This window comes from Streptomyces sp. C36 (assembly GCF_040932295.1).
Lineage (GTDB): Bacteria > Actinomycetota > Actinomycetes > Streptomycetales > Streptomycetaceae > Streptomyces > Streptomyces triculaminicus.
Genome location: NZ_JBFQGI010000003.1, coordinates 518455 through 538702, shown reverse-complemented (window position 1 = coordinate 538702; position 20248 = coordinate 518455). Strand labels below are relative to the sequence as shown.

General features: G+C 74.7%; 16 protein-coding genes. 6 read left to right on the top strand and 10 right to left on the bottom strand.

Annotation, left to right across the window (positions count from 1 at the left end; translation table 11 throughout):
• Position 1 precedes the first annotated feature (1 nt).
• The 7 genes from AB4K12_RS12175 to AB4K12_RS12145 form a co-directional block, all read right to left on the bottom strand.
• Positions 2–2182 (bottom strand): 3-hydroxyacyl-CoA dehydrogenase NAD-binding domain-containing protein, encoded by a 2181-nt coding sequence (locus tag AB4K12_RS12175; RefSeq protein WP_368434212.1) that lies wholly within the window; start codon positions 2180–2182, stop codon positions 2–4.
• 39 nt (positions 2183–2221) lie between these two features.
• Positions 2222–3436 carry an acetyl-CoA C-acetyltransferase gene (locus AB4K12_RS12170; RefSeq protein ID WP_368434211.1) on the bottom strand — a complete coding sequence of 405 codons (1215 nt, stop codon included), beginning with the start codon at positions 3434–3436 and terminating at the stop codon, positions 2222–2224.
• A 62-nt stretch (positions 3437–3498) separates the two neighbouring features.
• Positions 3499–4641 carry an acyl-CoA dehydrogenase family protein gene (locus AB4K12_RS12165; protein ID WP_368434210.1) on the bottom strand — a complete coding sequence of 381 codons (1143 nt, stop codon included), beginning with the start codon at positions 4639–4641 and terminating at the stop codon, positions 3499–3501.
• The gene (locus AB4K12_RS12160; RefSeq protein ID WP_368434209.1) at positions 4638–5807 is read right to left on the bottom strand and encodes a CaiB/BaiF CoA transferase family protein; all 1170 of its coding nucleotides are present in this window, start codon (positions 5805–5807) and stop codon (positions 4638–4640) included. The genes AB4K12_RS12165 and AB4K12_RS12160 overlap by 4 nt, the downstream gene beginning before the upstream one ends.
• Before the next feature lie 104 nt (positions 5808–5911).
• Positions 5912–6328: an MmcQ/YjbR family DNA-binding protein gene (locus tag AB4K12_RS12155; RefSeq protein ID WP_368434208.1), complete on the bottom strand. Its 417-nt coding sequence runs from the start codon at positions 6326–6328 to the stop codon at positions 5912–5914.
• 74 nt (positions 6329–6402) lie between these two features.
• Positions 6403–7326: a dihydrodipicolinate synthase family protein gene (locus AB4K12_RS12150; RefSeq protein WP_368434207.1), complete on the bottom strand. Its 924-nt coding sequence runs from the start codon at positions 7324–7326 to the stop codon at positions 6403–6405.
• 31 nt (positions 7327–7357) lie between these two features.
• Positions 7358–8059, bottom strand: coding sequence for an endonuclease V (locus tag AB4K12_RS12145; RefSeq protein ID WP_368434206.1), 702 nt, complete (start codon positions 8057–8059; stop codon positions 7358–7360).
• 83 nt (positions 8060–8142) lie between these two features.
• Here AB4K12_RS12145 and AB4K12_RS12140 point away from each other — a divergent pair, with 83 nt between their 5' ends.
• Positions 8143–8442 carry a YciI family protein gene (locus tag AB4K12_RS12140; RefSeq protein WP_368434205.1) on the top strand — a complete coding sequence of 100 codons (300 nt, stop codon included), beginning with the start codon at positions 8143–8145 and terminating at the stop codon, positions 8440–8442.
• Between the two features lie 28 nt (positions 8443–8470).
• Here the strand turns inward: AB4K12_RS12140 and AB4K12_RS12135 are convergent, their stop codons facing one another.
• Positions 8471–9547 carry a WD40/YVTN/BNR-like repeat-containing protein gene (locus tag AB4K12_RS12135; RefSeq protein WP_368434453.1) on the bottom strand — a complete coding sequence of 359 codons (1077 nt, stop codon included), beginning with the start codon at positions 9545–9547 and terminating at the stop codon, positions 8471–8473.
• Positions 9548–9848: 301 nt separating this feature from the next.
• Between AB4K12_RS12135 and AB4K12_RS12130 the strand changes: the two genes are divergently transcribed.
• On the top strand, positions 9849–10262 hold the full coding sequence (locus AB4K12_RS12130; RefSeq protein WP_368434204.1) for an SsgA family sporulation/cell division regulator: 414 nt from the start codon (positions 9849–9851) through the stop codon (positions 10260–10262).
• 62 nt (positions 10263–10324) lie between these two features.
• Here AB4K12_RS12130 and AB4K12_RS12125 read toward each other — a convergent pair whose 3' ends face one another.
• Both AB4K12_RS12125 and AB4K12_RS12120 read right to left on the bottom strand, forming a co-directional pair.
• The gene (locus AB4K12_RS12125) at positions 10325–10825 is read right to left on the bottom strand and encodes an inorganic diphosphatase (protein ID WP_086572065.1); all 501 of its coding nucleotides are present in this window, start codon (positions 10823–10825) and stop codon (positions 10325–10327) included.
• A 316-nt stretch (positions 10826–11141) separates the two neighbouring features.
• On the bottom strand, positions 11142–12209 hold the full coding sequence (locus tag AB4K12_RS12120) for a DMT family transporter (protein ID WP_368434203.1): 1068 nt from the start codon (positions 12207–12209) through the stop codon (positions 11142–11144).
• Between the two features lie 484 nt (positions 12210–12693).
• Here AB4K12_RS12120 and AB4K12_RS12115 point away from each other — a divergent pair, with 484 nt between their 5' ends.
• The 4 genes from AB4K12_RS12115 to AB4K12_RS12100 are packed head-to-tail and all read left to right on the top strand — an operon-like array spanning position 12694 to position 20247.
• A complete protein-coding gene (locus tag AB4K12_RS12115) occupies positions 12694–14157 on the top strand; it encodes a flavin monoamine oxidase family protein (RefSeq protein ID WP_368434452.1) in 1464 nt (487 codons plus the stop codon).
• Entirely contained in the window at positions 14157–17450 is a 3294-nt protein-coding gene (locus AB4K12_RS12110) for a ferritin-like domain-containing protein (RefSeq protein WP_368434202.1), read from the top strand. Before AB4K12_RS12115 ends, AB4K12_RS12110 begins: the two co-directional genes overlap by 1 nt.
• Complete coding sequence (locus tag AB4K12_RS12105) at positions 17447–19051, top strand: FAD-dependent monooxygenase (protein WP_368434201.1); 1605 nt, start codon at positions 17447–17449, stop codon at positions 19049–19051. The genes AB4K12_RS12110 and AB4K12_RS12105 overlap by 4 nt, the downstream gene beginning before the upstream one ends.
• Entirely contained in the window at positions 19048–20247 is a 1200-nt protein-coding gene (locus AB4K12_RS12100) for a cytochrome P450 (protein WP_368434200.1), read from the top strand. The genes AB4K12_RS12105 and AB4K12_RS12100 overlap by 4 nt, the downstream gene beginning before the upstream one ends.
• The last annotated feature ends 1 nt before the right edge of the window (position 20248 follow it).

Sequence of the window (20248 nt, the reverse complement as noted above, 5' to 3'; positions counted from 1 at the left end):
GTCAGTCCGTGAAGGTCTCGCCCTTGGCCGCCTTCTCCACCAGGAGCGCGGGCGGTGCGAACCGCTCGCCGTACGCCGCCTCGAGCTCGCGCGCCCGGGCCAGGAAGCCGGGCAGGCCGCCCTCGTAGCCGTTGACGTACTGCAGCGCGCCACCCGTCCAGCCGGGGAAGCCGATGCCCAGGATCGAGCCGATGTTGGCGTCGGCCACCGAGGTCAGCACGCCCTCCTCCAGGCAGCGGACGGTGTCCAGCGCCTCGGAGAAGAGCATGCGCTCCTTCATGTCGGCGAACGGGATCCGGGCGTCGCCCTGGACGAAGTGCTCGGCCAGCCCCGGCCAGAGGCCGGCCCGCTTGCCGTCCACGTAGTCGTAGAACCCGGCGCCGCCGCTGCGGCCGGTGCGGCCGAACTCCTCGACCATCCGGTCGATGACGGCGTCGGCCGGGTGCGGGGTCCAGGTGCCGCCGGCCTCCTCGACCGCGCGCCGGCTCTCCTCGCGGATCTTCCGGGGCAGGGTGAGGGTCAGCTCGTCCATCAGGGAGAGCACCTTCGCCGGGTAGCCCGCCTGGGCGGCGGCCTGCTCGACGGAGGCGGCGGGGACGCCCTCGCCGATCATGGCGACGCCCTCGTTGATGAACCGCCCGATGACGCGCGAGGTGAAGAAGCCGCGCGAGTCGTTGACCACGATGGGCGTCTTGCGGATCTGCCGCACCAGGTCGAACGCCCGGGCGAGGGCCTCGTCGCCGGTCCGCTCGCCCTTGATGATCTCCACCAGCGGCATCTTGTCGACGGGCGAGAAGAAGTGCAGGCCGACGAAGTCGGTCTGCCGCTCGACGCCCTCGGCCAGCAGGGTGATGGGCAGGGTGGAGGTGTTGGAGCACAGCAGCGCGTCCGGCGCCACGACGTGCTGGATCTCCTGAAAGACCTTGTGCTTGAGCGCGGGGTCCTCGAAGACGGCCTCGATGACGGCGTCGCAGCCCGCGAGGTCCGCGACGTCGGCGGTGGGCGTGATCCGGGCCAGCAGCTCGTCGCGCTTGCGCTCGGTCGTACGGCCCTTGGCCAGCGCCTTGGCGAGCAGGCCCTCGGAGTAGGCCTTGCCCTTGCGGGCGTTCTCGGCCGAGACGTCCTTGAGGACGACCTCGATGCCGGCCCGGGCGCAGGCGTAGGCGATGCCCGCGCCCATCATGCCGGCGCCCAGGACGGCGACCTTGCGCACCGGGCGCGGCTCGGTGCCCTGGGGGCGGTTGGCGCCGGAGTTGACGGCCTGCATGTCGAAGAAGAACGCCTGGATCATGTTCTTGGCGGTCTGCCCGGTGACCAGCTCGGTGAAGTACCGGGCCTCGATGACCTGCGCGGTCTCGAAGTCGACCTGGGAGCCCTCGACGGCGGCGGCCATGATGGCGCGCGGCGCCGGGTAGGGCGCGCCGCCGGTCTGCTTCCTGAGGGTGGCGGGGAAGGCCGGCAGGTTCGCCGCGAAGCGGGGGCTGGCCGGGGTGCCGCCGGGGATGCGGTAGCCCTTGACGTCCCAGGGCTGCACGGCCTCGGGGTGGGCGTCGATGAAGGCGCGGGCCTTGGCCAGCATCTCGTCGGCGTCCGAGGCCACCTCGTGCACCAGCCCGGCCTCGAGGGCGCGCCGGGGGTCGTACTGCGTGCCCTGCAGCAGCAGCTTCAGCAGCGCGTCGGTGATGCCGAGAAGGCGTACGGCGCGGGTGACGCCGCCGCCCCCGGGCAGCAGGCCGAGCGTGACCTCGGGCAGGCCGATCTTCGAGCCGGGGGCGTCCAGGGCCACGCGGTGGTGGCAGGCGAGGGCGATCTCGTACCCCCCGCCGAGGGCCGCGCCGTTGACGGCGGCGACGACCGGCACGCCGAGGGTCTCGATGCGGCGCAGGTCGCGCTTGACGGCCAGGCTCGACTCGAACACGCGCCGGGCGTCGGCGGGCGTCGCGGCGATCAGGTCGCGCAGGTCGCCTCCGGCGAAGAAGGTCTTCTTGGCGGAGGTGATGATGACGCCCCGCACGGACGCCGGATCCGCGCCGCGCTCGGCCTCCAGGCGGTCGGCGACCGCGGCGAGGGAGGACGCGAAGGCGTCGTTCATGGTGTTGGCGGACTGCCGGGGGTCGTCGAGGACGAGGGTGACGACGCCGTCGCCGTTCTGCTCCCAGCGGATGGTGGTGGGCTCGCTCATTTTCTCGAAGTCTCCAGAGGTAGGGGGAGCGGCTGGCGGCTAGACGCGCTCGACGACCGTGGCGATACCCATGCCGCCGCCCACGCACAGCGTGACCAGCCCGTACCGCTTGTCCTGGCGTTCCAGCTCGTCGACGACGGTGCCGAGCAGCATGGCGCCGGTGGCGCCCAGCGGGTGGCCCATGGCGATGGCGCCGCCGTTGACGTTGATGCGTTCCAGACCGATGCCCATGTCCTTGGCGAAGCGCAGCACCACGGCCGCGAAGGCCTCGTTGATCTCGATCAGGTCGATGTCGTCGATGGTGAGCCCGGCCTTGGCCAGGGCCTTCCGGGTGGCGGGGGCCGGGCCGGTGAGCATGATGGTGGGCTCGGAGCCGGAGACGGCGGCGGAGACGATCCGGGCCCGGGGCCGCATGCCGTAGCGCTCGCCGACCTCGCGGCTGCCGATCGCGACGAGGGCGGCGCCGTCGACGATGCCGGAGGAGTTGCCGGCGTGGTGGACGTGGTCGATCCTCTCGACCCAGTGGTACTGCTGCAGGGCCACGGCGTCGAAGCCGCCCTGCTCGCCGATGCCCGCGAAGGAGGGCTTGAGCGCGGCGAGCGACTCCGCGGTGGTCCCCGGCCGCAGGTGCTCGTCCCGGTCGAGGACGACGAGGCCGTTGCGGTCGCGCACGGGCACGACGGAGCGGTCGAAGCGGCCGTCCTTCCAGGCCGCCGCGGCCAGCTCCTGGGAGCGGGCGGCGAAGGTGTCGACGCCGAAGCGGGAGAACCCCTCCACCGTGGCGATCAGGTCGGCGCCGATGCCCTGGGGCGCGAAGTTGACGTCGAGGTTGGTCATCGGGTCGGCGAACCAGGCGCCCCCGTCGGAGGCCATGGGCACCCGGGACATCGACTCGACGCCGCCCGCGAGGACCAGGTCCTCCCAGCCGGAGCGGACCTTGGCGGCGGCGAGGTTGACGGCCTCGAGGCCGGAGGCACAGAAGCGGTTCTCCTGGAGGCCGGCCACGGTGTCGGGCAGTCCGGCGGCGATCGCGGCGATGCGGGCGATGTCGGAGCCCTGGTCGCCGACGGGGCTGACGACGCCGAGCACGATGTCGTCGATCGCGGCGGGGTCCAGGTCCGGGAAGCGCCGCCGCAGCTCGTGGATGAGGCCGACGACGAGGTCGATGGGCTTGGTGCCGTGCAGCGCGCCATTGGCCTTGCCGCGCCCGCGAGGGGTGCGGATCGCCTCGTATACGTACGCTTCGGTGCTCAAGGTCGTAAGCCTTTCGGGGGGCCGGAGGGGGCGGGGGTTCCCGCCGGGGGCGGGGGGTCGGGTCAGGAGAGCAGGGAACGGCCGATGATCTCCTTCATGATCTCGGTCGTGCCGCCGTAGATCGTCTGGATCCGGCCGTCGGTGAAGGCCTTCGCGACCGGGAATTCGGTCATATAGCCGTAGCCGCCGTGCAGCTGCAGGCAGCGGTCGGCGACCCGCTTCTGCAGCTCGGTGGCCCACCACTTGGCCATCGAGGCGTGCACCGCGTCGAGCTCGCCGCGGTCGTGGTCGGTGATACAGCGGTCGAGGAAGGCGCGGGTGACGGCGCATTCGGTGGCCATCTCGGCGATCTCGAAGCGGATGTGCTGGAGCTTGGCCAACGGCCGGCCGAAGGCCTCGCGCTCCTTGACGTACCGCGTGGTGGCCTCCAGCAGGTGCTCGGCCGCCGCGATCGCGCTCACGGCGATGCTCAGCCGCTCCTGGGGAAGGTTGCCCATCAGGTGGAGGAACGCGCCGTCGAGCTCACCGAGGAGGTTCTCCTTGGGCACCCTGACGTCGCGGAAGAAGAGCTCGGCGGTGTCCTGCGCCTTCTGGCCGATCTTGTCGAGGTTACGGCCGCGTTCGAAGCCCGGCATGCCCCGCTCGACCACGAGCAGGCTCAGCCCCTTGGCCCCGCCCTCCGGCGTCGTCTTCGCCACGACGACGACCAGGTCGGCGAGGATGCCGTTGGAGATGAAGGTCTTCGAGCCGTTGAGCAGCCAGTGGTCGCCGCGGTCCTCGGCGGTCGTGCGGATGCCCTGCAGGTCCGAGCCCGCGCCCGGCTCGGTCATGGCGATGGCGCTGACGATCCCGCCCGAGCAGAAGCCGGGCAGCCAGCGGCGCTTCTGCTCGTCGGTGGAGAGCTTCGCCAGGTAGGGGCCGACCATGTCGTTGTGCAGCGGAACGGCGAGGCCGGCCGCTCCGGCCCGGGTGAACTCCTCGGCGAGCACGGCGCTGTAGCGGAAGTCGGGGTTGCCCCCGCCGCCGTACTCCTCGGGCACGGCCAGGCCCAGCAGCCCCTGCCGGCCGGCGGCCAGCCAGGCCTCGCGGGAGACGATGCCGTCCTGCTCCCAGCGCGCGTAGTGCGGGGCGACCTCGCGGGCGAGGAAGGCGCGCACGGTCTCCCGGAAGGCCTCGTGGTCGGCGGTGAAGATCTGACGCTTCATCTGTTCGGGCTGCCTTTCTGCGGCTCGGTCTCCTCGAGGGCGTGTTCCCCCAGACCGGGCACGTCCCAGTCGCGGGCCACCTCGGCGGTGTGGGCCCCCGGCCGGGCCGGCGGCCGGCGCAGGGAGCCGGGGGTCGCGGAGAAGCGCGGGGCGGGGGCGGGCTGGGTGATGCCGGCGTGCTCGGCGAACGTGCCGCGGGCGGCCAGGTGCGGGTGGCGGGGGGCCTCGCGCAGGGACAGGACGGGGGCCACGCACGCGTCGGTGCCCTCGAAGACCTCGGTCCACTCGGCGCGGGTGCGCTGCCGGAAGCGCGCGGCGACGGCCGCCCGCAGCTCCTCCCAGCGGCCGGCGTCGGCGCGCGCGGCGGCCTGGGCGTCGTCGAGGCCCAGCAGCCGGGCGAACTCGGCGTAGAAGCGGGGTTCCAGCGCGCCGACGGCCATGTGGCCGCCGTCGGCGGTCTCGTACGTGCCGTAGAAGGGCACGCCGCCGTCGAGGAGGTTGGCGCCTCGCCGGTCCTGCCAGCCGCCGGCCGCCAGCATGGCGTGGATCATCGTGGTGAGGTGGGCGGTGCCGTCGACGATGGCGGCGTCGACGACCTGTCCGGTGCCGGTGGCACGCGCGTGCTGGAGGGCGGCGAGGACGCCGACGACGAGGTAGAGGGAGCCGCCGGCGTAGTCGCCCAGGAGGTTGGCGGCCGGGTAGGGGGGCCCGTCGGCGGGGCCGGTCATGCCGAGGGCGCCGGTGACGGCGATGTAGCCGATGTCGTGCCCGGCGGCGTGGGCGAGGGGGCCCTGCTGGCCCCAGCCGGTCATCCGCCCGTAGACCAGGGCGGGGTTGCGGGCGAGCGCGGCGTCGGGGCCGATGCCGAGGCGTTCGGCGACGCCGGGGCGGTAGCCCTCGAGGAGGATGTCGGCCCGCCCGGCCAGGTCGAGCACGGCCGGGGGGCCGTCCGGGCTCTTGAGGTCGACGAGCACCGAGCGCTTGTTGCGGTTGGTGATGTCGTACGCCGGGTCGACGCCCAGGCCCGGGCCGCCGGGCCGGTCGACGCGGACGACGTCGGCGCCGAGGTCGGCGAGCAGCATGGCGGCGAAGGGCCCCGGCCCGATGCCGGCGAGCTCGAGCACGCGCACTCCGGTGAGCGGACCGCTCGCCGTCGTCTCCGTCATGCGGCCGCCCCCACATCCGATGCCTTATGACACAACTGCTGTAACAGTCGTGATGTCAGTGATGTTAAGAACGTGTTCCACCGTCCACAAGCCCCCTCCGCGCCTCATCGCGCGTCGAGTTGGGCGATGAGCCGCTTGGGGGCGATGACGCGGTAGCTCTCCTCGACCCAGTCGCAGAGCAGGCCGGCGGGCGCCCCGGCGAGCGGGACGCTCACCCAGCCGTGCCGGCCCAGCCCGTACGCCGTGGGCGCGGCGCCGGGGACGGCCAGGGCATGGCCGTGGGCCTCCTCGTCCTTGAGCTTGACGGAGATGCCGGGCGACTCCGTGTTCCCCTCGGGTCCGAGGAAGACGAAGATCTTCTTGTTGACCTTGACGACCGCGTCGTCGCCCCAGGGGAACTCCTCGACGGCGCCGGGGAGGGAGAGGGCGAAGTCACGGACCTTCGTGCGCTGTGCGGCGGACACGGGGATGCCTCCAAAAGGCCGGGCGGGCGTGCTCTGGTGACGTCGATGGTGCCCCATGCCACTGACAACGCGGCCCGTGCGGCGCGCGCCGCCGCCGGCCGGCTGACCCGCGCCCGGCGTGCCGACGCCGCCTACAGCAGCCCGGCCTCCGCCAGCAACAGCCGCACCCTCGTCACCGCGTGGTCCGGCAGGACCCGCAGCGGCGCGGCGGTGGCCGCGCACTCGATGACCCCGAGCGCCCGCAGCGCCGCCTTGAAGCCGCCCAGCGCCGCCGCGCTGCCGCTCATCTCCGCCGTGCCCCCGGCGTCGACCAGCGCGAACAGCGCCGCGAGCCGGTCCTGTTCGGCGGCCGCCTCCGCCCAGCGCCCGGCCCGGGCGTGTTCGTACAGGCGTACGTAGCCCGCCGGGTCCACGTTGCCCAGCCCCGGCACGACGCCGTCCGCGCCCGCCAGCAGCGCGGCGTCGACCGTCAGCTCGGAGCCGGTCAGGACCGCGAAGTCGTGGGCGCGCCCCCGCTCGCTCAGGGCGACCAGCAGCCGCCGCAGGGCGCCCAGGTCCCCGCTGCTGTCCTTGAGTCCGGCGAGCGTGCCGTCCTCGGCGAGTTCGAGCAGCGTCGGGGCCGTGAGCTTGCTGTGCACGGCGGAGGGGATGTCGTAGGCCAGCAGCGGCAGCCCGGCACCGGCCCGGACACGCCGGAAGTGGTCCGCGACCTCGGCCGGATGGGTGCCGGTGTAGAACGGCGCGGTGGCGACGAGCGCGTCGGCGCCCAGCGCGGCGGCCGCGCGGGCGTGGTCCAGGACGCGGGCGGTGGTCATGTCGATGACCCCGGCCAGGACGGGCACCCGGCCGGCGACGGCCTCGACCGCCGCCGCCAGCGCTGCCGCGCGCTGAGCGTCGGTCAGATGAGCGCTCTCGCCGCTGGTTCCCAGGACGAAGACGGCATGGGCGCCGGCCGCCAGGACGTGCTCGACCAGGGAGCCGAGGGAACGCGTGTCGACCTCGCCGTCGGCGGTGAGCGGCGTGCAGAGCGGGGGGACGACCCCGGAGACGACCACGCGCCGACTCTGGCCGACGGGCGGGGGCGCGTCAAGGGCGCCCGTGGCCGGCCAGCGCGCGCCGGCAGAGCGCGTCGGCGGCCCGGGTGGTCTCCGGCAGCCGGAAGCGCGGGGCCAGCCGCAGGACGTGCTCGCACGCCCGGTCGAGGCCGATGCGGTGGCCGACGGAGACGAAGACCGGCTTGACGCCGGGCTGGGTGCGCAGCGCCCGCCCCACCTCCTCCTCGCCGTCCAGCAGCGGCGAGGCGTCGCCGCGCAGGGGGCCGGGCGCCTCGAAGCGGAAGGTGAAGGGGTTCTTCGCGACGCCGACGACCGGCAGGCCCGTCAGCACGCCGAGGTGGCTGGCCAGGCCGAAGCGGCGGGGGTGGGCGAGGCCGTAGCCGTCGCAGACGACGAGGCCGGGCGTGACGTCCAGCCGGGCGAGGGCGTCGAGGACGGTGGGGACCTCACGGAACGCCAGCAGGCCCGGCACATAGGGGAAGGAGACCCGGCCGACCGCCGTCGCCTCGGCGACGACGTCCAGCGTCGTGGCGTCGAGCGCGACGGCGGCCGCCACGACGACGTCGCGCTCGTCGTCGTACGCGACGTCCACGCCGACCGCCACCAGGGGCGCGCCGGGCGGCGGCCCCGGCTCGTCCAGCACCACCCGCCCCCGCAACTCCTCCTGCACGGCGGTCGCTTCCGCCTCGGTGGTGGGCCAGTCGGGGGGCAGGGCGTACGGTGCGTCAGTCATGGTGCCCCCACGCTAAGGGACACGCGCGCCACGCCAGTCGGCGGGCACCCTTCCCCGCCGGGCCGCGGCGTAGCCTGTCGATCATGTTTGTACTGGAACTGACCTACATCGCTCCGATCGACCGCATCGACGCCGCCATGGCCGAGCACGTCGCCTGGCTGGACGCCCACTACGCGTCCGGCGTCTTCATCGCCTCCGGTCGCAAGGTGCCCCGCGACGGCGGGATCATCCTGGCCCTCGGCGACGACCGGTCGAAGATCGAGGAGATCACCCAGAGCGATCCCTTCACCGTGGCGGGCGTGTGCGACTACACGATCACGGAGTTCATCCCGACGAAGACCTCGGAGACGATGGCGTCCTACCGCCAGGAGCTGCCGTCCTGAGGCGAGGCGGGCCCCGCCGCCACGCGCCCTACCGCCCCGTGCCGAGGCGCGCGGCGCGCCCCTTCTCCCCGGCCGCCCAGCAGGCTCCGTCGGGCGCGCAGGCGACCGTGTCGTACGACCCGGTGTCGAAGCCGTGCCACTGACGGCCGCCGTCCGTGCTGACCTCGCTGCCGGTCGGGCCGACGGCCACCGCCGTCGCGCGGCCGCGCGGCAGCCAGGCGACGCCGGAGCGGTAGGCGGCCGGGGGGCGGGGTGCCGTCGTCCAGTGGCGGCCGCCGTCGCCGCTGAGGGCCGCGGCCACCGGCGACGGCTGCCCGGTGCGGTAGTCGCCGCCGACGGCCAGTCCGTGCGCGCGGTCGCGGAAGGCGAGGGCGAACACGCCGCGGGCCGGGTCGCCGGCCGGTACGGGCGTCGTGGTGGCCGTCCAGGTGCGGCCCCGGTCGGCGGAGTGCAGCACGCGGGAGGTGGCCGCGCCGCCGGTGGCGATCCACGCGTCGCGGCCGCCGGAGCTCACCACGCACTGGCCGCTCGCGGCGAAGGCCGCCTCGCCGGGCAGGGCGGCGGGCATCCCCTCGTCGGGCGCCGGGCGCCAGCTGCGCCCGCCGTCGCCGGTGGCCAGGACGCGGAACCTGCCGTCGACGGGGTCGCCCAGCGCGATGCCGTGCCGGCGGTCGAAGAACGTCACGCAGTCGTAGAAGGCCTTCGGGTCGGTGTTGCGGAAGGCCTCGGTCCAGCTCGCCCCGCCGTCGTCGGTGCGCAGGATCCGCGAGGCCTCGCCCTCGCCGATGGCCAGGACCACCGCGTGCCGCGCGTCGAACGCCTCGACGTCGCGGAACTCCAGGCCGCCCGCGCCCGGCGGCGAGACGTCGCGCCAGCCGCGGCCGCCGTCCCGGGTGAGCAGGACCGTCCCCTTGGTGCCCGCCAGCCACGCCGTGGAGCGGCCGACGGCCGCCAGCCCCCGGAAGCGGGCGTCGGTGCCGGTGTCCTTGGCCTCCCAGGACAGGCGGGGCGGGTGCGGGGCGGCCTGCGCCGAGGGCGCCGTCCCCACCAGGGCGAGGGCGGCCCCACAGGCCCCCGCCAGTACTGCGCGCAACGTCTTCCCCATCCGCTTCATGAGGGGGGAAGCTAGCGGAGCGGCGGCGACGCGTCCACGACAAGAAACGGACGGGGTTGCCGGGGCGACAGTGAGCCCGGGCGACGCAAAACAACGCTTGATGACGCCAGCCTTGCCGTAATTCCTTCAAGTTCATTGACGTAGAAGGCAAATGTCTTCTTTTAAAAGGGCAGTGATACAGCTCACGCTCGAATCATGTGCACTACGGCGATCGTTCACTCGTCTCACCACATGAGGACGTCGTAACGGCACGGAAGAGCACCACCGGAAAACGACCGCAAGGGAGCTGGCGTTGTCCACTGTCATCGAACAGGCTGTCCAGGCACGGATCATCGCGTCGGCCCCGCCGTCCCGGACGGTTCCCGCGCGCCTGCTGTACCGGCGCTCCGACCCCTTCGCCGTGCGCGTGGCCTTCCCCCCGGCGGCCTCCCTCGACGGGGAGGACGTCGAATGGGCCTTCGCCCGCGAGCTGCTGGCACGGGGCCTGCTGCGCTCGGCGGGCGGCGGCGACGTACGGGTGTGGCCGTGCGGCCCGCACCGCACGGTGCTGGAGTTCCACGCGCCGGAGGGCGTGGCCATGGTGCAGATCGACACCCCCGAACTGCGGGCGTTCCTCGCCCGCACCTACACGCTGGTGCCGGTGGGCGGCGAGGGCGGCCACCTCGACGTGGACAGCGACCTGGCGGCCCTGCTGCGCCAGGCCTGAGGGGACGCCCCGTCCGGGCCGCGGCCGGCGCGGCCCGGACGGCCCGGGGCGGACCCGGCCCCTCACCAGCGCGCGCCCTCCCCCGCCCGCTCGGCCCGTACGCGCGAGGCGACGATCTCGGTCTCCGCGGCGTCCCGGCCCGCCCAGCGGGCGGCCTCCACCGACTTGCCCGGCTCGAGCTCCTTGTAGACCTCGAAGAAGTGCTGGATCTCCAGCCGGTCGAACTCCGGCAGATGCCGCAGATCCCTCAGGTGCTCGTGCCGCGGATCCCCGGACGGCACGCACAACACCTTGTCGTCCGCCCCCCGTTCGTCACGCATCCGGAAGAGCCCGATCGCCCGGCACCGGATGACGATGCCGGGAAAGGTCGGATCGCCCGCCAGCACGAGCGCGTCCAGCGGCTCCCCGTCGGCGCCGAGGGTTTTGTCGATGTAGCCGTAGTCGGCCGGGTAGCGGGTCGAGGTGAACAGCATCCGGTCCAGCCGGATACGCCCCGACGCGTGGTCCATCTCGTACTTGTTGCGGCTGCCTTGCGGGATCTCCACGACGACGTCGAAGTCCATGGGGGCTCCTCCGGAAAGAGGCGGCGGGATCAACCATGGTGGCGCGAACCGGCCTACGAGCGCCATGGCGCCTCCGGCGGGGCCGCGGTGGGGTGCGGGTGCGCCGCCGTACGCCCTGCGGGCGGCTGGGCGGTTCCACGGGTGCCGCACGGCGGTGTTCGACGGATGCCGCCGGGCGCCCTGCGGGCGGCCGGGGCGGCGGGTTCCGCAGGGCCGGCCCGGACAGCTGCCTCGCGAGGCCGGCGGCACCAGGCACGGGCCCTAGCCCGGATCCGGCCGTTCATCCGTCCGGGGTCGGCCGCCGCCTCACGGCCCGTCAGCCCTGCCGTGTGCCGGAACGTTCCGGCATGGGACGCCGGGCGCGCGTCCGCGCGCCGGGCACCCGGGCGGTCCCGCCCACTCCGGAAGCCCGGCTCGCGGGTGCGGGGCCACGTCGGCGCCTGGCGCCGGCTCGGGGTCCGGTCGTCGCGACGGCGGGCGCGAGCCCGGCCGTCGCGGCGCCGGGCCCCGGCCCGCCCGCCACCACGGCCTCTCGCCCGCCGCCCGCAGGGCCGGGGCCCTGCAGCGTCAGGGCCACCACGCCGGACGCCGCCAACAGGCCGGCCGTCGCCGCGAGCAGGGCGCCGGTCGTTCCGAAGCGGAAGTCCTCGCCGAGGGCCAGGACGCCGACGGCCGCGGCGACCACGGGGTTGACGACGGTGACCGTGGCCAGGGGCGCGGCGAGGCCGGCGTCGCGGTAGGAGGCCTGGGAGAGGAGCATGCCCGCCGAGGCGAGGAGGGCGATGGCGCCGAGGGGCGGCAGCAGGGCGGGCACGGCCTGGTGCGCGGCCCAGTCCTCGGCGACGGCCTTGGTGAAGACCGAGGCCATGCCGAAGGCCGCGCCGGCGGCCGTGGCCAGCGCCACGCCGCGGACGACCGGGCGGCGCAGCCGGCGGGCGCCGAGCGCCACCGCGGCGGCGAAGGCGAGCACGCCGGCGGCCAGCAGCGGCCGTTCCCCGACGGCGAGGGATTCCGTGCGCGGCGGTCCGGTCAGGCTCAGCAGTCCGGCCAGTCCGACGGTGGCCAGCAGCGCGCCGCGCCACCCGGCGGGGCCGACGGGCCGGCAGGCGAAGAGCGCGGCCATCGGCAGCGCGAAGACGATCGTCAGGGCGCCCAGCGGCTGCACCAGGCTCAGCGGCCCGCAGGCCAGTGCCACGACGTGGAGCGCGGAGCCCAGTCCGGTGAGCGCGACCGCGCCCCACCAGCCCGGGCGGCGCAGCGGCGCGTACGCCGCGTCCGCGCGGCCGGTGGCGGTGGCGGCGACGCGCTCCTGGGCGATGGCCGCGCCGGCGTAGCAGACGGCGGACACCAGGCACAGCAGCACCGCCGGGACGAGCGTGCTCACGGCCGTCCCCCCTCGTCCCGGGCGCCTCCGCGGCCCGGCCCGTCTCTTCGATCCGTCCCCTGGTGATCCATGCCCCCCACGATGCCGTCCACCGGCGACCCGGGCGTCGTACTTGAGTACGGGCTTTTCCGTACTCCTCAAGGAGTACGCGGGGCGGCACCAGCGCGTCACGAGTGCCGTGAGAGGACCGCCGTGCGGTGCCGGAGCGTTCCGGCGCATTTCCGCATGGGATTCCCGGGGGATCGTCGGCCGTTTTTCTGCGTATGGCGTCTCATCCTTTGTCGACGCCTTCCGGAAAATCCCGCGCCGGAATGCCGACGGCCTGAATTACCATTGCCACGAGCCCGCGCACATGAAATATATGAGCGGGCTCGATGGGGGAATTGAGCAGGTCACGGGGGGAACACCGATGGACGCCGCTTCGCAGATTTGGCATGCTCACGCATTCGAGAAATTCGAACGACCCGGCCGCCGGGTCGTCGTCATCGGGGCCGGAATCTCCGGTCTCGTCGCGGCCTACGAACTGGAGTGCCGGGGTTACCGCGTCAGGGTCCTGGAAGGCACCACGCGCATCGGTGGGCGCATCCACACCCACCGGTTCGGCCATGGCCCCGGCGCACCGTCCGTGGAACTCGGCGCCATGCGCATTCCGGCCCATCACCACCACGCCCTCGAATACATTCGACGAATGGGGCTGGCCGGAGAACTCCGCACCTTCACCACACTCCTGTCCGACGAAAACGCCTTCCTGCGCACCGAGGACGGCTTCCTGCGCATCCGGGAGGCTTCCGGCCCGCTGCGCGAGAACTTCCGGCGCGAGCTGGAACGACACCGCCCGTGGCAGCGCCACGACGAGCGCCTCGACGACGGCATCGTCGCCTTCGGCGCCTGGCTGACGGCCATCGTCGACGCCATCGCCCCGCCCGACCTGCGGGAGGCGCTGCGCACGGACCTGCGCCGCCAGCTGCTGGACCTGGTCGCCCTCGTCGACCTCGCCCCGCATCTGCGCGGCCCGGCCCGCGACCGGGTCGACCTCCACTCGCTGTTCTCCGCCCATCCCGGCATCCGGGCGGGCTGCAGCGCCCGGCTCAACAGCTTCCTCGACGACATCCTCGCCGAGACCAGCCCCGACCTGCTGCGTCTGCACGGCGGCATGGACGCGCTGCCGCGCGCCGTGGCCGGCCGGCTGCGCGGGCCGGTGCTTCTCGGCCACCGAGTGACCGGGATCGAGGTGTGCGACGACCTCGTCCGGCTCACCGTGCGCGCCGGCAGCCGCACGGTCGAGGAGCACGCGGACCTCGTCGTGTGCACCGCGCCCTTCCCCGCCGTCCGCCGGATGCGGCTGCGGGGGCTGGACGCCGACAAGCTGGACGTGCTGCGGGAGGTGGAGTACTGCCCGGCCACCAAGGTGGCCGTCCACTGCCGCGAGGCGTTCTGGCGCGAGGGCGGCATACGGGGCGGGGCCTCGTTCACCGGAGGGCGCGTCCGCCAGACGTACTATCCGGCCGCCGACGGCGCACCCGGGCGGGGCGCGGCGCTGCTCGCCAGCTACACCATCGGCGACGAGGCCGCCCGGCTCGGCCGGATGTCCGCACGGCGGCGGCACCGCCTCGTCCTCGACGAGCTCAGCGTGGTCCACCCCGAGCTGATGACTCCCGGCATGGTGCTGGACGTCGTGAGCGTGGCGTGGGGGAACGTCGCCTGGAGCGGCGGCGGTTGCGCCTACCGCTGGGGCAAGAGCGACGAGAGGTGCGCGGAGGAACTGCGCCGCGCCTTCCGCCCGGTGGGCCGGCTGTTCTTCGCCGGCGAGCACTGCTCGACGGCCTCCGCGTGGATCGAGGGAGGGATCGAATCCGCGCTGCGGGCCGTCGAAGCCGTCGGACGCCACGAGCGGGCCCACCGCACCGCGACCGCCGCCGACCGCCACGACCCAGCGGGAGCCCTGTGATGAGCGTGTTCGATCTGCCCAGGCTGCACTTCGCCGGCACCGCCACGACGAAGCTGCCGACCGGACCGCGCGGCGGGCTGACCGATCTGGCGGCCCACCGCGCGCTGACGGACGACGGGCCGTTCCCCGTCGAGCGGCCCGCCGCCGAGTACCACGACTATCTGCGGCGGCGCGGGCCGCGCTTCGACGCGGCCGGACGGCCGTCGCCGGAGGGGGAGTTCAGCGCCGCGAAGGGCTGGAACTTCGACGGCAACGGCCACTTCTGGATCACCGCCGAGGTCGTGTCGGTGGAGGGCCCGGACGCCGCCCCCGGGGATCCGCCCGGCACCGCCGACCCGGTCGTGGGCCGGAGCGTGGACGTCTGGGGGCACTACAACCCCTACCTGCGCACCACCGTCAACCGGGCCCGCGTCTTCGACCTCGACCCGGCCTCGGGGTGGACGACGGCGCTGATGGCCGGCCGGTTCGGGTTCGGGCGGCTGGGGCGCTCGCACGACGACGGCTATATGCTCACCGGCCCCGTCAGCGGCCTCCAGCCGCCGCGCTGGGTCGACTTCGGCCGGATCCTCGACGTGGGGGATCACGTCCTGGCCCGGCAGCTGCGCTACTGCGCCGTGCACCAGTTCGTGCTCACCCCGCCCGGCGGCCCGGAGCGCGGGCTGGGGTGGCTGCCGGACAGCGACCGCTCCCCCGCCGTCGGCGCGCTGCGCCGGGCGGTGGAGCGGGGCGCGGACGGGCTGGTGGTCCAGTTCGCCCTGGACGCCATGTCCTCGCCGACGGTCCCCGACGCCCCCAGCCACTGGCGGGTGCGCGGCACGATCGCCCCGTGGCGCGCGGAGGAGATGCGCAGCTACCCCGCCGGGCGGCTGCTGGTCCCCCTCGCGGGGACGGGGCGGACGCTGCACCACATGACGGTGGAGGTGGCCCGCGGCCGGGCCGCCTTCAACATGATCTCCGCCGTGCCCGTCACCCACCGGGCGCGGCAGGCGGGCCCCGGCCCGCTGCACCGGCTCGGGCCGCCCCTGGACGCCGGCGACCTGGAGCTGCGTACGGCCGGATCCGGGCGGCTGGTCGCCCGGGTGCCGGCGGGGGCGTACCCCTCGGACGCGACCTCGGGCATCGTCACGGTGCCCGCCGAGCCCGGGTGGGAGGCCGCGGCGGACGAGGGGCTGTGCCTGACCGGCACCCCGCCCGGCGCCCGGCGGCGCACCACGCTGCTGGCCGAGCGCGAGGCCAACGTGCAGACCGACGACGCCCTGCTCGTCCTGCACCACCGCGACCGCGGCCACGGCCGCGACCACGCGGTCGGCGTGCCGCTGCGGTCGTTCGTGCGCGGCCGTCCGGCGAGCGTGGGCCGGGTGACCGCGCGGCAGTTCTTCAACCCCCGCGCCCTGCCCGCCGACCCGGGCGCGGGCGCGCCCGGGGCCCGCTGCCGGGACGCGGTCGTCCTCGGGATGCGCGACGAGGGCCCGTACGCCGAGGGCTGCGCGGTGGCGACCGACGAGCACGGGCGCGGCCTGCTGACCCTGCGCGGCGAACGGGCCGGCACGTGCCGGGTGCTGCTGTCCGCGGACCCGGCCGGCCCGCCGCCCGTCGACCCGGCCGCGGAGGGCTCGGCGTGGGCGGCGTACGACGACGAGGACGCGCTGGGCTTCTGGGCGGGCGCCGGCTCCCTGGCGGTGCGCGTACTGCCCGACGACTGGTACCTGGACGACGTGCCCAGGGCGGAGGTGGACTTCGCGCTCCTGCACCGGGAGGTCTTCGCCTTCTACGAGCACATCTCCTCCTTCATGCGCTCGGAGGTCTTCAGCCTCGCCGACCGCTGCAAGGTGGAGACGTACGCGGAGCTGGTGTGGCAGATGTGCGACCCGCGCAACAAGGAGAAGACGTACTACATGCCGCCCACGCGTGATCTCACCGATCCCAAGGCGCGGCTGCTGCTGGCGTATCTGCGCAACCATCAGGCGCGTACGCGCCCGCCGCTGACCACCCCGGCCGTCCTCGGCGGGGAGCCGGCCATCACCACCCGGGGCGAGCTGCTGACCGCGCTGCGGCAGGCGGCCGCCCTGGAGCTGGCCGTGATGCTGCAGTACCTCTACGCGGCGTTCTCCGTGCCGACGCACGGCGCGGGCAGGGAGTACGTGCGCCGGGGCGAGTGGACCGCCGGGCAGCTGGAGCTCGCCTGCGGGCAGGGCGGGGCGACGACGGACGACGGGATCCGCGGGGTCCTGCTGAACGTGGCGCGCGAGGAGATGATCCACTTCCTGCTGGTCAACAACATCATCACGGCGACGGGCGAGCCCTTCCACATCCCGCTCGTCGACTTCGCCACGATCGGCGCCGAGCTGCCGGTGCCGCTGGACTTCGCCCTCGAGGGGCTGAGCGTCGGCAGCGTGCAGCGCTACATCGCCATCGAGCAGCCCGCCGGGCTCGTCCCCGGGGTCCGCTCCGAGGGCGGTCCGCGCGGCCCGGCCGTGCGGCCGCTCGGCTTCACCTGGGGCTCGGTGAGCGAGCTGTACGCGGGGATCAGGGAAGGGCTGCGCCGCGTCCCCGGCCTGTTCCTGGTGGAGAAGGGGCGCGGCGGCGGCGAGCACCATCTGTTCCTGCGCGAATCGGTCGACGCCGTGCACCCGGACTACCAGCTGGAGGTCGACGACCTCTCCAGCGCCCTGTTCGCGGTGGACGTCATCGCCGAGCAGGGCGAGGGCGGCGTGCTGGGCGGGGCCGCGCCCTCGGACTCCTCGCACTTCCGGAGCTTCCTGCGGATCGGCGAGGCGCTCACCACCGAGCGCGTCCCGGGCCCGTACGGGCATCTGGTGCCGTGGAGCCCGGCCTACCCGGTGCTGCGCAACCCCACCCTGGGGGCGGGCGGCGGGGCGAAGGACGCGATCACCGACCCGGAGGCGCGCGCGGTGGGACGGCTGTTCAACCGCTCGTACCACCTGACGCTGCAGCTGATGGCGCAGCACTTCGGCGAGAGCCCGGACGGCAGCCTGCGCCGGTCGAAGCTGATGAACGCCTCGATCGACGTGATGACGGGCATGATGCGCCCGCTGGCCGAGCTGCTGGTGACGATGGAGTCGGGGCGGCGCGGCCGCACGGCGGGCCCCACCTTCGAGCTCGACGCCCCGCCCGCCTGCGTGCCCCGCCCCGACGTGGCCCGCCGCTCGCTGGCGCTGCGCTTCGACCACCTGTCGGCGGCGGCCCGCAAATGCGAGCCGGTGCCGGCGCAGGTCGCCGGCATGGCGGCCTTCTACGCCGACTTCTTCCGCCGCAGTGAGGAGCGGGCATGACGAACACGGGCAGGACGCACTACGACACCGACGTCCTCGTCGTGGGGGCCGGACCGGTCGGGATGGCGCTGGCCCTGGACCTGGCCCACCGGGGCGTGGACTTCATGGTGGTGGAGGCCTCCGACGGCGGCGTGGCGCACCCCAAGGTGGGCACGGTCGGCCCGCGGTCGATGGAGCTGTTCCGGCGCTGGGGCGTGGCGGACGCGATCCGCGCGGCGGGCTGGCCGGAGGACCACCCGCTGGACGTCGTCTGGGTGACCGCGCTGGGCGGCCACGAGATCCACCGTCTGGACTTCGGCACGTCACAGGGCCGGGCCGAGCCGCCCTGGACGCCCGAGCCCGAGCAGGTGTGCCCGCAGCACTGGCTCTCGCCGCTGCTGGCCCGCGCGGTGGGCCTCCACCCGGACGGTCCGCTGCGGCGCCGCTGCCGCGTGGAGAGCGTCGTCCAGGACGCGGACGCGGTCACCGCCACCGTGCGCGACCTGGACGACGGCGGCAGGCGCCTGACCGTCCGGGCGCGCTATCTCGCCGCCTGCGACGGCGCTTCCTCGCCCGTGCGCAAGGCGGCGGGCATCGCGGCGCCGGCCCGCCACCCCACCCAGGTCTTCCGCAACATCCTCTTCCGGGCACCGAGGCTGCGCGAGCGGCTGGCCGGGCGGAGTGCCCTGGTGTACTTCCTGGTGCAGCCCGGCGGGCTGCGCTTCCCGCTGCGGTCGATGGACGGCCGGGAGCTGTACCGGCTCACGGCCGGGGCGGGGCTGACCCTCGAGGGGGACGCGCTGTCGGTGGTCCGCTCGGCCATCGCCTTCGACACCCCGCTGGAGATCCTCTCCGAGAACGTCTGGTACCTCACCCACCGCGTCGCCGAGCGCTACCGCGCCGGCCGTGTGCTGCTCGTGGGCGACGCCGCCCACACGCTCTCGCCGTCCGGGGGGTTCGGCATGAACACCGGCATAGCCGACGCCGCCGACCTGGGCTGGAAGCTCGCCGCCGAACTGGCGGGCTGGGCGGGGCCCGGGCTGCTCGACGCGTACGAGACCGAGCGCCGCCCGGTCGCGGCGCGCAGCCTCGAGGAGGCCAACGCCAACCTGACGCGGACGGTGCGCCGCGAGGTCCCCGCGGAGGTCCTGCTGGACACCCCGCGGGGCGCCGAGGCCCGCGCGGCGGTGGCGCGGGGGCTCAGGTGCGGTGGGGTGCGGCGCGAATTCGAGGCGCCCGACGTGCACTTCGGCCACCGCTACGACTCGCCGCTGGTCGTGGGCGGCGGCGAGCGGGGCGGGGAGTGGCGGCGGACGCCGCTGCCGGGCGGGCGGGCGCCGCACGCGCGGCTGGGCCCGGGCCGCTCCACGCTCGACCTCTTCGGGCGGTCCTTCCGGCTGCTGTGCGCGGCGCCGGCGGACGAGCCACGGCTGAAGGGGTTCGAGGACGCCTTCGCGCGGCGGCGCGTGCCGCTGGGTGTCACCTGCTGGGACGAGGAGGCGCCGGAGCCGTACCGGGGCCTGCACGTCCTGGTCCGCCCGGACGGCCACGTCGCCTGGCGGGGCGCCGCCCTTCCGGCGGAGCCCGGGGCGCTGGCGGACACGGTGCGGGGTGCGCGATGAGCGACGCGCCCCTGCCCCCGTTCCGCGCCGCGGACGTCCACGTTCCCGACCCGTACCCCCTCTACCGGCGCTACCGCGAGCAGGACCCGGTGCACCGGGCGGAGGACGGCTGGCTGCTCTTCCGCCACGACGACGTGGCCCGGGTGCTGACCGGCCGGGGTTACGGGCGGGGCGCGCCGCCGTCCCGGCTGCCGCGCGAGTGCCCCCATCTGCGGCGGACGACCGCCAACTGGATGGTCTTCATGGACCCTCCGGAGCACACGCGGGTGCGCGCGATGGTGGCCAAGAGCTTCACACCCCGCATCGTGGAGGGGCTGCGCCCCCGCGTCCGGCAGCTCGCGGCCTCCCTCGTCGAGGAGCTGCGCGCGGCCGGCACCGCCGACCTGGTGGACCGCTTCGCCGCGCCCTTCCCCATCCTCGTCATCAGCGAACTGCTGGGCGTGCGCGCGGCGGACCGGCCGTGGTTCCGCGCCCAGGCGGTGGACCTGCAGCAGGCCACCAGCGCGCGGGTGGCGCGCCGGGCCGACGGCTTCGCGGTGGCCGACGCGGCGGCGCGGGAGCTCGACGCGTACTTCCGTGCCGAGCTGGCCCGCCGCCGGGCCGCGCAGCACCGCTACGAGGCCGACCTGATCGGAGCGATGCTGCGCGCCCAGGAGCAGCTGGCCCTGGGCGACGACGTCCTCGTCGGCACCTGTGTCCACCTGCTGACGGCGGGTCATGAGACGACCACCAACCTGGTGGCCAAGGGCCTGCTCGCGCTGTTCGCCCACCCCGAGCAGCTCGCCCTGCTGCGGACGCGGCCGGAGCTGATGCCGGGCGCGGTGGAGGAGCTGGTCCGCTACGACTCGCCGGTGCAGATGATCAGCCGGCAGGCCCTCGCGGACGACGAGATCGGGGGGCGGACGATCGCCGCGGGCAGCAAGGTGACCCTCGTGCTGGGTTCGGCCAACCGGGACCCGGCGGGTTTCCCGTCCCCCGACCGGCTCGACATCCGCCGGGACGCCCGCCGGCACTGCGGCTTCGGCATGGGCCGGCACTACTGCGTCGGCGCCCCGCTGGCCCGCGTCGAGGCGGAGACGGGCCTGCTGGAGCTGCTGGGCGGGCTGCCCCGGCTCGCCCTGGCGGACGAGCCGGTGACCTACGCCGACGACCTGGTCTTCCACGGGCCGTCACGGATGGTGGTGCGCACCGGCTGAG

Coding starts and splice junctions, on each gene's coding strand:
- AB4K12_RS12175 (WP_368434212.1), bottom strand. CDS start 2,182: ATGAGCGAGCCCACCACCATCCGCTGGGAGCAGAACGGCGACGGCGTC.
- AB4K12_RS12165 (WP_368434210.1), bottom strand. CDS start 4,641: ATGAAGCGTCAGATCTTCACCGCCGACCACGAGGCCTTCCGGGAGACC.
- AB4K12_RS12160 (WP_368434209.1), bottom strand. CDS start 5,807: ATGACGGAGACGACGGCGAGCGGTCCGCTCACCGGAGTGCGCGTGCTC.
- AB4K12_RS12155 (WP_368434208.1), bottom strand. CDS start 6,328: ATGGGGCACCATCGACGTCACCAGAGCACGCCCGCCCGGCCTTTTGGA.
- AB4K12_RS12145 (WP_368434206.1), bottom strand. CDS start 8,059: ATGACTGACGCACCGTACGCCCTGCCCCCCGACTGGCCCACCACCGAG.
- AB4K12_RS12140 (WP_368434205.1), top strand. CDS start 8,143: ATGTTTGTACTGGAACTGACCTACATCGCTCCGATCGACCGCATCGAC.
- AB4K12_RS12135 (WP_368434453.1), bottom strand. CDS start 9,547: ATGGGGAAGACGTTGCGCGCAGTACTGGCGGGGGCCTGTGGGGCCGCC.
- AB4K12_RS12125 (WP_086572065.1), bottom strand. CDS start 10,825: ATGGACTTCGACGTCGTCGTGGAGATCCCGCAAGGCAGCCGCAACAAG.
- AB4K12_RS12110 (WP_368434202.1), top strand. CDS start 14,157: ATGAGCGTGTTCGATCTGCCCAGGCTGCACTTCGCCGGCACCGCCACG.
- AB4K12_RS12105 (WP_368434201.1), top strand. CDS start 17,447: ATGACGAACACGGGCAGGACGCACTACGACACCGACGTCCTCGTCGTG.
- AB4K12_RS12100 (WP_368434200.1), top strand. CDS start 19,048: ATGAGCGACGCGCCCCTGCCCCCGTTCCGCGCCGCGGACGTCCACGTT.